This window comes from Robertmurraya sp. FSL W8-0741 (genome assembly GCF_038004005.1).
Lineage (GTDB): Bacteria > Bacillota > Bacilli > Bacillales > Cytobacillaceae > Robertmurraya > Robertmurraya siralis.
Window position 1 is genome coordinate 1,454,082 of record NZ_JBBOQG010000001.1, and the last position, 12,735, is coordinate 1,466,816.

Below are 12,735 nucleotides of genomic sequence, written 5' to 3' on the forward strand. Positions count from 1 at the left end.
CGTTACTTCCTTTGAAGTGGAGGTGTGAATGGATGGAAAGGGACAATATGGTTAAATCAGTGGGACGAGCACTGGATATTATTAATTTAGTAAGCTCGAAAAAAGGGGGGTTAGGTGTAACAGAAATCGCAAAGCAAGTCGACATTAACAAAAGCTCGGTTTACCGGATTCTTTCTACATTAGCTCAGTATGGCTATATTGAACAAGATGTTGATACTGGCCGTTATAAATTAGGCTATAAATTTCTTGATATTAGTTCGAAACTGTTGGAATCAATCGATATCAGAACAGAGGCAAAACCCTTTTTATTGGAGTTAGAACGGGAAACAAATGAAGTTATTCACTTAGCTGTATGGGATCAGGGCGAGGTTGTATACATTGAAAAACTGGAAGGAAATCAAACATTACGCATGCATTCAAAGGTCGGAAAGCGGGCTCCCATGCATTGCACTTCAGTTGGCAAAGCAATTCTTGCTTACCTACCATTAAATGTCGTAGAAGATATTATTGAACGGAAGGGGCTTCCGATCCATACAGAAGCAACGATTACTGAAAAAGAGGCATTTCTAAAAGAACTAGTTAAAATCAAGCAAAAAGGGTACGCTTTAGATTTGGAAGAGAATGAATATGGAATCACTTGCATTGCAGTTCCACTTTTTGATCATTTGGGGAAAGTCATAGCATCCGTAAGTATTTCCGGACCAACGATGAGGATGACGACCACAAGATTGGAACAATTGAAAATAAAAATGAAGGAAGCTGGAGCGAAAATATCAGGAAGATTAGGGTATGTAAATACCGTTTAAGGAATAAATGAAATTGATGTCAGTGCTGATTTTTTTGGCTCATTTTTTCGCTGATTTCATAAAAAGAAAGGAGAAAATTTGTTTTCTCCTTTCTTTTTATGAAATCACGGATCTTTCAGCATAGCTGAAAATCGTTTTCTCAATAATATGGTTTAACAATTCATAAAAAATCTCGAAGCTTTGTTTCACAATGATGAAGCGATTGAACGTACAGGTAAAGAACGGTATAGATTGGAAAATGTACGTCTTTTAAAATTTACTTATGCTGAGTCCATTTCATAATTGCGCACTTCAAGTTAAAAACGAACGTTCATTTGACTTTTTCATTATTGTTAACAAGTGCAATTTGTTGTTGTCTCTATGTGAGAAATTTCATAAAAAAGATATTGCAAACAAATTTTTTTATTTCTCTTCAATACGAGTGCTGTAACTTGATTAACTGTAGAACTTTATAATTTAGAGTCAGAATATGGATTTTATTGTCGTAATAAAATGGAGTGAATTTTCTAAAAATTATTGAAACTATATTATAAGTGTGTATAATTTAGGTAGGTACAGACTGTTGTATAACAAAAAATATATTGTTATATAACTTTGTTGTCTACTATGCAACAATTGAAAACATTGTTTTTTATCACCAAACGGAAGGAGAAATGCTATGAATACAGGAATGCTTGCTTTTTTATCGCTATTGCCGATTATTGCGGTAGCCATTTTTCTTGTTGGATTAAGATGGCCGGCAAGTAAAGCAATGCCAATCTCTTATTTAGTTGCAATTGGACTTGCGCTATTTGTATGGGAGGTTCCCGGTGTGAATGTTGCAGCTGCTTCGTTGCACGGGTTATTTACAGCAGGGACACTATTGTACATCATTTTTGGGGCAATTTTACTATTAAACACGCTTCAGGAGAGTGGAGGAATCAAAACGATTCGTCAAGGTTTCATTGATATTTCGCCAGACCGACGTATTCAAGTGATCATTGTTGCTTGGTTGTTTGGCTCATTTATCGAAGGATCCGCAGGATTTGGAACACCTGCTGCCGTTGCAGTTCCATTGATGGTTGGTTTAGGATTTCCAGCAATGGCCGCTGTCGTCGCAGGGATGATTATTCAAAGTACACCGGTATCCTTCGGTGCAGTAGGTACCCCAATGCTTGTGGGGGTTCATTCAGGATTATCAGCAGATACAAGCCTAACCAATGATTTTTTAGCTTTAACTATTAATATAGCTGAAAAAGTATCCATACTACATATGATTGCCGGGACACTTGTTCCATTAATCGTTGTTGCTTTTATGACGAGATTTTTCGGAAAAAACAAATCTTTTACCGAAGGGTTAAAAATTTGGAAGTTTGCTTTATTCTCTGCATTCGCTATGACAATTCCATATGTAATCGTTGCTAATACATTGGGTCCAGAATTTCCATCGATGGCTGGAGGATTAATTGGTTTAGCCATTGTCATTTACGCTGCCAAAAAGGGATTATTTATGCCTAAGGAAGATGAAATTTGGGATTTTGAAGAAAAGTCTAAATGGGACCCTGAATGGAGTGGAAAATTAGAAATTAAGGATATTGTCCATAAAAGTGGGAACATGAGTATGGTGAAAGCATGGACTCCATACATATTAATTGGTCTTTTTCTCGTATTGACTCGTTTGCAATCGCTTCCATTCATGGAATGGACGCAATCATGGACTTTAAAATGGGAGAATATTTTTGGTTCAGACATAACAACTAGCTTTCAGCCCCTATACTCTCCAGGATCTATCTTTATTCTTGTATCTGTTATCACTTACTTCCTTCATGGAATGAATGGAAAAGCTTATGGAAGGGCATGGTCACAATCGGGAAAAACAATGCTGTCAGCTTCAACAGCATTAATATTTACCGTTCCAATGGTCCAAGTTTTTTTGAATACAGGGGGTGGGGCAGCCGGTTATGACCGTATGCCGATTGAATTAGCCAATGCTGTTGCAGCGCTAACTGGTGATTTTTGGCCAATTTTTGCGACATTTATTGGTGGTTTAGGAGCATTTATTGCCGGTAGCAATACTGTTAGCAATATGATGTTCTCCTTGTTTCAATATGATGTTGGTTCGCAAATTGGTGTTGATCCGACATGGATCGTTGCACTACAGGCAGTAGGTGGAGCAGCAGGGAATATGGTCTGCGTTCATAATGTAGTTGCTGCTTCAGCAGTTGTCGGTCTCGTTGGCAAGGAAGGGACAGTTATACGAAAAACACTTCTGCCGTTTGCTTACTACTCCTTGTTTGCTGGTTCTCTCGGTTATGCGATCGTCTGGTTCTCCGAAAAGGGCTGGTTTAATACCGGTTCAATTATTGCAATGTTAATAGCAGCTGGTGCGATTTACATCATTGCAACGAATCAGAGAAGAGCTAACCTACTAGTGAATAATTCAGGGATAAATACACCTAAATAGAAAATGGTAAAAAGCGACCTAGGAGTCCATTTACTTCTAGGCCGCAAAATGATTTAGAACACGAAATAGGAGGCTTTAGTGAAGCAAGGGGGGAGCATTTCATTTAATCGTAATGGCAAGCTTTGTATTTATTTGGGGCAGATATTCAATTTATTAAAAATTCTTCTTAAAACTGCTAAAGTTCAGTTTTTGATATTGAAGAACATATTGATCGAGCATCTGGCTTAATTGTATTGTATTTTTACTAGATAGACCTTCCTTAATTCCAGTTCGGATCATTTCTTTTCTTAGTGTTTCAATTTTGTAGAAAAGGCTTTCTTCTAAACAGGACCTAGACATGTAAATAACTCCTTAGTAAGTGAAAAATAGTGAAACGAATAAGGATGCCATCTCAAAGTTTGTAATCTCATGCATAATTAAAACCCCCTATTTCCTTGAGTTCAGGTAATAAAGGGGTCTATTCCATTTTAATACAGATTTTAACAGATTGCAGTGATATTTTCCACATCGAAATAAAAAAATTCGAGATATCTCGAATTTTTTTATGTTTCATAGCAATGTTCATGTTGAAAAACATATTATTTTGTCGTACTCTAAATATTTTTATCCCAAAATACAATATGCATCGTCTTTGTTAATTGGAGGATCTTTCTACAAGAAAATGTCTTTTCTTTTCGGATATAGGATAAAAAACGACAGACGGTTGTGTTATTCGGATGTCAGGGATTCCAAAAATAGATGAGACTGCCTGTGGATCATAGAAATTTTCCAAATCCACCAATTGTAATGCTTCTGTTGAACAGGCATCCACACAAGCGGGAAGTAGGCCCTGATCTTGTCTAGGATAACACATCTGACATTTGCTAACTTTATTCGTTTCATAATCGAATTGAGGGGCTTCGTAAGGGCATGCTGTTATGCATAGTCTACAGCCTGTACACAGATTGGAATCAATTAGGACAATTCCATCATGCCTCTTCATAAAAGCATTTTCAGGACAAACCCGAGAGCACTCAGGGCTATTGCAGTGATTACAGGATAAGGAGAGAAATCCTTCAGATGACTTAGAGACTTTGCGCCAACGAACATTTCTGTTTGTATGATTTTCATTTCGACAAGCAATTTCACAGGCTGTACATCCGATGCAATGGTCTGCATTAAATAAAAATCCCAATTGTTTAGACATATAATCAACTCATTTCTTCTATGGGTGTTTTAGGCTCTTAATGCTTACAAAGCAATCATAAAAATGAGTGCTTGATAGTTCCTCTTGTTTTTGCAGTTGGGAGCCAATTAATTGATTGATAGAGTTTTCGCCCGTTTGACTGACGAGAACCACACCATGTGGCAGATGCTGATTTTTGCACGCTTTGGCAATGATCGCTCCGTTTTCATTGTGAATTTTCACTTTTTCTCCATCGTTAATTCCCAATGACTCAGCTACCTTGTTGTTTATTTCAATAACGGTCTCATCTGGTTTAGGATTTAGCCAGGAGATGAGAGCAAACTGCGAATGTATTTTTAATAATGTTTGAGGGGAGAGCAGTCGAAACGGATATGGTGATGGCTCCCCCTTTGTTTCCAGCAGCAGTGAATGCAACATTGTTTTCACGTCATCTACTTGTATAAATGAAAAGTGCTTATTCTTTTTTTGATTAGCGAGTCGTGGTTTAGGCCCATCAACTAAACTGGTATACGATTTAAGTCCATACAAAGCTTGCACCTTTTCATTAAGTTCAAGCTCAATCCAATCTTTCGGCTCTAACTCATAAGGAAATGTGGAAAACCCGGGACGGAGCATGTTTAATTTTTTCGTTAACTCACGGGCAATCATTAAATCACTTTTTGTCTCGTAAAATGACGGTATTGCTTTTTGATTTATGGAGAGCCAGTGATGCCAGTATCCCACATTTAAGTCTTCTTCCTCAAAATGGCTTGCAGCAGGAAGAACAATGTCTGAGTGTTTAGCTGTATTCGTCATAAAAAGGTCAACTGTGACGATTAATTCCAATTCTTTAAATAATTCTTGCCAGACATTTATGTTCATATCCTGTGAAAGTGGACTTCGAGATGCAATCCATAATAGTTTAAGAGGAGGATCTTGTAAATTTTTTGCTTCCATCGCAAAGTTTGCACAATTGATCATTCTTGAACCTTTAATAGATGCATGCTTTTTTTCTGGAAAATTTAATAGATTCATTGGAAAATCTTCATAATTGGAATGTGTAAAATAGACACCCCCATTTGCTATATGGAGATTCCCAGAGAGGGCAGCTAAGGAATTAATAGCTTGAATACTGACACCGCCGTACTTATTCCGCTGGATTCCGAGCCCATTCCATGTTGTTACAGGTTTAATCTCTCCATAGAGGGCAGCAAGTTCTTGTATCGTCTCAACGCTAACTCCTGTCTTCTCAGCTACCGTAGCTAGATTGAGCCGTTTTAGTACTTGCTGATAGTCTTTCCATCCATTCCACTCTGCCGCTGTTTTTTCTATTTGGTCTAGCCCGAGTAAGCATTTGGCAATTCCAAGAGCCAATAGGGCGTCGGTACCTGGTTTTATTTGAATGTACAAGTCTGCTTTGGAGGCTGTTTCCGTATAAATAGGATCAATAACGACAAGCTTGCCACCGTTTTTTTTCGCTTTATAGATGAATTTCATTTGATGGATATTCGTAACTGCAGGATTAGCTCCCCAAATAAAAATCATTTTCGATTGGGCCATTTCCTCTGGAACAGGACTGTGCAGATTGCCGAACGATTCCTTTACCGCCTGTTCTCCCGTTGCTAAACAAAGATTTCCAAACGACTTCGTATGGGGACCGATGCTATTGAACATCCCTTCGACGGCATAATGAAGCAGTCCTAGATTTCCGGAAAATTTATTGTAGCCACTGGCCAAATTCGAGCCATAGCGGTCATATAGTTCAATTATTTTTTCGGCGATTATCCGATACGCTTCTTCCCAAGAAATTCTCACCCAGTTGCCGGACCCTCTTTTTGTTTGCATCATTGGGTATTTTAAGCGCAAAGGATTATAAACATATTGCGTATATGCGTAGCCTTTTGCACATAAATGGCCTTGGGTAAATCCATGCATTGGATCACCAGCAACTTTTATGAGCTTTCCATTTTCTGTATAAGAAAGCATACTGCATGTACCGTAACAATTTCTAGGACAAGTGTTGCGAAACATTTGCACGGTAATCTACCCCTTTCAAAATCATTAAAATGCTCACTAATTCACATATTATGATGTAGTCATTTGCAAAACGGTTAGCAAAATCAAGCACATACATATTAAATTTTATGGAGCTGCTTGATTTTTAGAGCTGCTACAATATTTAAGCGATTATTAATATCGTCCAATTTAACCTCTAATATTTCTTCAATTTTTTTGATCCGGTATCTGAGCGTATTTCGATGTAAAAAAATCGCATCTGATGTTTGCTTTAAATCAAATTGATGCTTAGCCAAACTTTCAAGTGTAAACGTTAAATCTCCATCTTGGGTTTCATCATACTTTTGTAATGGTCCTAAAATATGGTAGTAGTATTCTTTTAAATCTTGCAGATCGTGCTTGTATAAAATTCTTTCAAGCCCTAAATCATTAAAAGAAGGAATCTCAATTTTTAATAACTGCCCGATTTCAAATGCGACCTTTGCTTCTTGATAGCTGCGGAAAAGTTCACTCGGATTTTGATAAACTTGCCCGACACCGCATGCAGCTCTGTTACCGATAGGGCTGTTTTTCGCTTGTTTAATAATATAAGAAATGAAATCACCCAGCTTCTCATTTTCGTTAAAGGTTGTCTTATCGTTGACAGGGAGGATTGCTACAACCTCACTCTGTTTGCGGATGACAATCGTTTCTAAACCATGTTGGGCTAAAGCTTTTTCTGTTATATAGAGCAGAGAATTAATCAACTGCCGATCCTCCGAATAGGGATTGTATTCAGTCATTGAGAGAACAATGATTGCGTGTGGTTGATTGAAATCCCATTTCCAGATCGCGCCATATGAAAGAATATCATCATTATTTTTAAAATTTCCATATAGAAGATCAAAGAGGAATGCATCCTTATAGCGTTGGCTCTCTTTTTTTATATCTTCCATTTGCTTCATAGTAATGGTGGTTAATGAAGCACCATAGCGAATTATCGCTTCATAGTCTTCGATGGGGAATACACCTTCTGTTTCTTGAAGCAAAAAAAGATATCCACAATTTTGTGAACTTAATTTTAATGGATAGCCATAGGCACTATAATCCTCTCCATCTATAGTTAATGTACATTTGAAAAACTCGCTATGTGTAGAGTTTTCAAAAAAAGTAGATACGATTATTTCTAGTGACTCTCTTTTATAGGAAGAAGCCAGCACATGATAGAGAGAATCCGTCATAATGATAGGTACAGATAAAACCTCGGATAATTTCATTGCGACTCCACTTAGCCCTTCATGAGAGGCTATAAGTAAATCATGAATTAATTCTGGAACGATAAACCTCTCTTCCAACTCGTTCATTCCTTTCTCAATCATAAATCGGTTCATATTCATCTTAAATCACCCTTAACTATCCAACAATCGAAGTCACAAGATCGTTAAAATTGATTGGTCACAGTAGACAAATTTCATCCACTTTTTTTGTATACGTGATACGTATCATTTATCTAATCCTGATTTTATAATAATAATGAAATAAACTTTGTGATTTGTTTCACATATTTTGCAAAAAAGGATGTGAGATTATGCTACGAAAAATTACGAGTGATAATGTGTATTTCATAAAAAATAAATCGTTTGCACAGTATGCTCAAATTTACACCAGTATTGAAAGTGAAACGATTCATCAAATCGAAACCTTTGGCCTTCCGTTTCAAAGAGAATCTGTGGTCTATGATAGAAAAACAAAGCTAAAAAATCTTGAACATGCAGGTGCATCTATTAGAAATAACAATAAAAGCGTATTCGTTAATAGAATTTCTAGTGCATGTGAAGCTTGCCAAACTGGCAGCAATAGTTATACGACTTATCCTTCATTAAAATGTCATAGAAATTGTTTCTTTTGCTTTAACCCAAACCAGGCTGATTATTTAATCTATAAAAATAAGCAAAAAGATATACAGAAGGAACTTCTTGATATATTGGCTCAAAGAATTGAGCTGAAACATTTGGCACTTACTGGGGGTGAGCCATTGTTGTTTAAAGATGAGGTAATCAAGTTTTTTGATACTGCTCATCGAAACTCACCTGAAACATACACAAGACTTTATACAACAGGGGATCTCCTCGATCAAGAATTGCTCCAGCAATTAAAAAATGCCCATTTGGATGAGATTCGTTTTAGTGTGAAAATGGACGACCCTATATCAAGAATTAACCATTTGCTTCAGAAAATTGAGCTTTCACGAGATTTTATCCCGAATATTCTCGTAGAGATGCCAGTTGTCCCCGGGACATTGAAGGATATGAAAGTTCTCCTCTTAAAACTTGATAGATTAAATATTTTTGGCATCAATTTATTGGAGCTTTGTTTTCCTTTAGGTAATGCTGAAGCCTTTAAAGAGAGAGGGCTTCAGTTAAAATATCCACCTTATGAAGTGTATTACAACTATTGGTATGCAGGAGGATTAGCTGTGGCAGACAGTGAAAAGGAATGTTTGGAGCTTGTCGATTTTGCTCTGGAAGAGGGACTAAAAATGGGTGTTCATTATTGTTCTCTTGAGAATAAGCATACCGGTCAAGTTTACCAGCAGAATCAACGGCAGTGTCCTGATCAAACCTATACTTTTTCCACTAAAGATTATTTTTTAAAAACGGCAAAAGTGTTTGGTAAAGAAATAAGGAAAGCGAAAGCGCTATTCGATCAGGCAAATATTTTTTATATAGAAAATACGAGCCATGACTTTATTCAATTTTCCGTTATGGATATTCATTATTTAAAAAATAGGGATGTGGAAATCTCGATCTCTTCAGTAGTGATTGAAGAGAACGAAGGAAAGCAGTACGTTCGTGAAGTTGGGTTGGATTGGACAACTTCTTCTCTGTTTGAATTAGAGGATATTTTTGAGAAAAAGTGTTAAAGGAGGATGATGAAAATGACTAAAAAAATAGCAATCTCAGATTTAATCGCTCTTCTCTATGGGAGAGATTATGCTTATGACATTTTAAGAAGATTTCTGATTGAAGAACCAACACAAGAATATTTGAAAATCTTCCTTCAGCAAAATCTCGAGCAATTTCCTTTTGCACAAGACTGTGATGGGATTTTAGAAGGAATTGAGGATATAAAAATTTATGTGAAAAAATATGATGTTCTTCATAATCAAAACCACTTTGAACAGTTGCATTGGGATTATACAAGAATGACAATTGGACCATTTGAATTGCCGGTACCACCGTGGGAATCAATCTATGTGCAAAAGGAGCCCATGCTTTTTCAAAGCTGTACAATTAATGTCCGCAAAACATATGAGAAATTTGGATTTGAAATGGCGAAGCAAAATGTTGAAGCGGAGGATCATATTGGTTTAGAGCTTGATTTTATTTATCGATTAAATCAATTAACGCTCGATTCGGCGAAAGCGGAGCACTTACAGAAAATCGACTACTTATTACGTGCTCAAGAACAATTTTTGCATGAGCATCTGCTAAAGTTTGCACCAGAGTTTTGTGAAAAGATGATATCAAACGCAGAAACTCAATTTTATCAAGGAATAGCGAAGATTTTGCTGCATTATTTAACCATGGATTCAGTTGTTCTTCAAGAACTATTGAATATAGAAGTGATAAAAAGTGAAGCCCTAACATAATTTGTTTATCTTTTCATGTGATGGATTTCACAATCACAAAAGAAAGAATACTAGAACGGAAGGAGATTGATATTAAGATGTTTGATTTATTAAAAAAAGCAAATGAGTTTAAGATGTCCAGAAGATCTTTCATTGGCTGGTCTTCTGCCATTGCGGCTACTGCTGCAATTCCTGTAAGTAGGGGACTCATTGCGAAAGCAGATACGAACATTGGCCTTGAGGATAGTTCTGGCGAAGGAGTTTGGAAAACTGCTGCGTGTTGGCATAACTGTGGAAGCCGTTGTTTGAACAAGGTGTTAATTAAAGATGGAGTTGTTGTTCGGCAAAAGACGGATGATACACATCCAGATAGTCCAGACTTTCCACAACAGCGGGGATGTTTAAGAGGTCGTTCCCAACGAAAACAAGTATTTAACGCAGACCGTTTAAAATATCCGATGAAAAGGAAGAATTGGGAGCCTGGAGGAGGCAAGAAAGAACTGCGAGGGAATGATCAGTGGGTTCGAATTTCTTGGGATGAGGCTTTTGAATTGATTGCAGCAGAAACAAAACGAATTACAGAGAAGTATGGTAATGAATCAGTCCTTGTAACAGGAGGAGACATTAATATTACAAATGTGATGGCTGAAATAGGCGGTTATTCTGCATGCTACGGTAGCTCGTCCTGGGGTGCCTGGAGATGGATCTATGAAAATATGGGTGTGGGCGAAGGGCTGGCTGTCAATGGAATAAATGACCGTCTTGATCTGCGCAATTCGCAATTGATTGTGCTTTGGGGAGCGAATCCGGCATGGAGCACGATGGGAAGTGTAACATACAACTATCTTCAAGCGAAAAAAGCTGGAGCACGATTTATTTCGATTGACCCGATGTATACCGACTCAGCTAATGTTTTTGACGCTGATTGGGTGCCAATTAGACCAGGAACTGACGATGCATTAGCCTTAGCGATGATGTATACATTGTTGGATGAGGATGATCCAAAGTCAAATCCGCTTGTAAAATGGGATTTCTTACACAAGTATACGATTGGCTTTGATAGGGAACATATGCCAGATGGCGCTGATCCAAAAGATAATTTTAAAGATTATCTTCTTGGAACATATGATGGGCAACCGAAAACGCCTGAATGGGCATCCGAAATTTGTGGAATCGAGCCAAGCAAGATCCGTGAATTAGCTAGAGAAATTGGCGGTACCGAACGAGTGGCATTGCTGACAGCCTGGGCACCTGCTCGGATAAGCAATGGAGAAGGATGGGTTCAAGCATTCTCGGCACTCGGTATGATGACCGGACATATGGGAAGTCCCGGTAATATGACGGGTGTTAGCTGTTGGGAATACGCAGGAAACATGGGACCGATGCTCTTAATTGCTGGTGGAGCAGGAACCGAACGTGTAGCGAATGCCGTTGACAATATGATTAATGAAAATGAAATTTGGGATGCCGTTTTAGATGGTAAGTTCCTTCAACGTTATGAAGGAGAAAGAAAGGCTAATATTCAATTTATTTATCATAACTACAACAACACATTACAAACAAGAAGTAATATTGCTAAAGGAATTGAAGCACATCGCAAGGTTGAGTTTGTCGTAACAAATGCCTATGCTCTCACGACAAATGCGAAGTATTCCGACATCGTTTTACCTGTGGCCACGCAATGGGAAACAGAAGGAGCTGTAAAAGGAGGAAATCGTGAAATCTTAATCACTTGGTCGAAAATTATGGATCCGTTATATGAATCGAAAACAGACCAAGAAATTGCCGAAGGGCTGCTTGCGGCACTTGGAAAAGATCCGAAGAAAGTATTCCCATTTTCTGAGAAACAACAATATTTTAATCAGTTGGCCGGGAGCATGGTCGTAAAAGAAAACGGTGTTGATTATGAACCGTTATGTACGATTACGGCGAATGATATTAAAGAGTGGGGTGTTGAAGGCAGTCCACAACAGGGGAGAATCCCTTTAAAGGAATTTGTAGATCAAGGAATTTATCAAATTCCTAGAAAACCAGGTGATAACTTTGGTTTTATTGCCTACAAGGATTTTATTGATGATCCTGAAGGAAACCCTGTATCAAGTGAAAGTGGGAAATTCGAAATTTATTGTAAAGCCATTAATGAACTATCAAAAAAGGCTTATTCCGAAATTGCCCCAATACCGAAATACGAGCCAAAGGTTCATGGCTATGAGACGACTTTTGAAGACTGGGACAAAAAGAAAAAAGGAAAATACCCTTATCAAGTGATTAATCCACATTATCTAAGACGTTCTCACAGTACATTTGACAATGTTCCACAATTGCGCGAAGCATGGCCAAATCCAGTCTATATCAGTCAAAAAGACGCCCAGGAAATAGGAATTAAAGATGGAGAAACAGTGTTAATGTCAAATGAATACGGTCAAGCCCTTCGTCCGGCCAAAATTACTGAGGGTATTATTCCTGGGACAATTGGATTACCTCATGGCGCCTGGGTTGATATCGATGAGAAAACAGGTATTGATCGAGCTGGAGCAGATAACTTATTTGTTGCGCATATTCCGAAAGGACTTGGTTCATCAGGATTTAATTCAGCCCGTTGTAACGTAGAAAAGTGGAACGGTGAGCCTTTAGAAGAGGATGTAAAATGGGAGCAACGAATAATCAAGTTTTAGAGAAGAAGGAGGGCATGAAT

General features: G+C 37.8%; 9 protein-coding genes. 5 read left to right on the top strand and 4 right to left on the bottom strand.

Translation table 11 applies throughout. The annotated features are described in order from the left end of the window. Positions 1-32: 32 nt before the first annotated feature. Both NST02_RS07020 and NST02_RS07025 read left to right on the top strand, forming a co-directional pair. The gene (locus tag NST02_RS07020) at positions 33-806 is read left to right on the top strand and encodes an IclR family transcriptional regulator (protein ID WP_137743721.1); all 774 of its coding nucleotides are present in this window, start codon (positions 33-35) and stop codon (positions 804-806) included. A gap of 658 nt (positions 807-1,464) precedes the next feature. Next, on the top strand, positions 1,465-3,249 hold the full coding sequence (locus tag NST02_RS07025; RefSeq protein ID WP_212933575.1) for an L-lactate permease: 1,785 nt from the start codon (positions 1,465-1,467) through the stop codon (positions 3,247-3,249). Positions 3,250-3,402: 153 nt separating this feature from the next. On the opposite strand, the gene NST02_RS07030 is transcribed toward NST02_RS07025, so the two are convergent. The 4 genes from NST02_RS07030 to NST02_RS07045 all read right to left on the bottom strand — a co-directional run bounded on the left by NST02_RS07030 (position 3,403) and on the right by NST02_RS07045 (position 7,806). Continuing rightward, positions 3,403-3,588 (bottom strand): aspartyl-phosphate phosphatase Spo0E family protein, encoded by a 186-nt coding sequence (locus tag NST02_RS07030; RefSeq protein WP_137743723.1) that lies wholly within the window; start codon positions 3,586-3,588, stop codon positions 3,403-3,405. Positions 3,589-3,883: 295 nt separating this feature from the next. Next, entirely contained in the window at positions 3,884-4,435 is a 552-nt protein-coding gene (locus NST02_RS07035; RefSeq protein ID WP_212933574.1) for a 4Fe-4S dicluster domain-containing protein, read from the bottom strand. Between the two features lie 18 nt (positions 4,436-4,453). Further along, a complete protein-coding gene (locus tag NST02_RS07040) occupies positions 4,454-6,445 on the bottom strand; it encodes a molybdopterin-dependent oxidoreductase (RefSeq protein WP_340950000.1) in 1,992 nt (663 codons plus the stop codon). A gap of 104 nt (positions 6,446-6,549) precedes the next feature. Then, positions 6,550-7,806: a PucR family transcriptional regulator gene (locus tag NST02_RS07045; protein WP_340948564.1), complete on the bottom strand. Its 1,257-nt coding sequence runs from the start codon at positions 7,804-7,806 to the stop codon at positions 6,550-6,552. Between the two features lie 191 nt (positions 7,807-7,997). On the opposite strand from NST02_RS07045, the gene NST02_RS07050 reads away from it, so the two are divergent. The 3 genes from NST02_RS07050 (at position 7,998) to NST02_RS07060 (ending at position 12,715) form a co-directional block, all read left to right on the top strand. Next, a complete protein-coding gene (locus NST02_RS07050; RefSeq protein WP_340948565.1) occupies positions 7,998-9,332 on the top strand; it encodes a radical SAM protein in 1,335 nt (444 codons plus the stop codon). A 15-nt stretch (positions 9,333-9,347) separates the two neighbouring features. After that, complete coding sequence (locus NST02_RS07055) at positions 9,348-10,061, top strand: TorD/DmsD family molecular chaperone (RefSeq protein WP_095314382.1); 714 nt, start codon at positions 9,348-9,350, stop codon at positions 10,059-10,061. A 77-nt stretch (positions 10,062-10,138) separates the two neighbouring features. Then, positions 10,139-12,715, top strand: a complete 2,577-nt coding sequence (locus tag NST02_RS07060) for a molybdopterin-dependent oxidoreductase (RefSeq protein ID WP_340948569.1) — start codon at positions 10,139-10,141, stop codon at positions 12,713-12,715. Positions 12,716-12,735 lie beyond the last annotated feature (20 nt).

Bases quoted from the DNA above. Each gene is read 5' to 3' on its own strand.
- NST02_RS07020 (WP_137743721.1), top strand. From the start codon at position 33: ATGGAAAGGGACAATATGGTTAAATCAGTGGGACGAGCACTGGATATT.
- NST02_RS07025 (WP_212933575.1), top strand. From the start codon at position 1,465: ATGAATACAGGAATGCTTGCTTTTTTATCGCTATTGCCGATTATTGCG.
- NST02_RS07030 (WP_137743723.1), bottom strand. From the start codon at position 3,588: ATGTCTAGGTCCTGTTTAGAAGAAAGCCTTTTCTACAAAATTGAAACA.
- NST02_RS07035 (WP_212933574.1), bottom strand. From the start codon at position 4,435: ATGTCTAAACAATTGGGATTTTTATTTAATGCAGACCATTGCATCGGA.
- NST02_RS07040 (WP_340950000.1), bottom strand. From the start codon at position 6,445: ATGTTTCGCAACACTTGTCCTAGAAATTGTTACGGTACATGCAGTATG.
- NST02_RS07045 (WP_340948564.1), bottom strand. From the start codon at position 7,806: ATGAATATGAACCGATTTATGATTGAGAAAGGAATGAACGAGTTGGAA.
- NST02_RS07050 (WP_340948565.1), top strand. From the start codon at position 7,998: ATGCTACGAAAAATTACGAGTGATAATGTGTATTTCATAAAAAATAAA.
- NST02_RS07055 (WP_095314382.1), top strand. From the start codon at position 9,348: ATGACTAAAAAAATAGCAATCTCAGATTTAATCGCTCTTCTCTATGGG.
- NST02_RS07060 (WP_340948569.1), top strand. From the start codon at position 10,139: ATGTTTGATTTATTAAAAAAAGCAAATGAGTTTAAGATGTCCAGAAGA.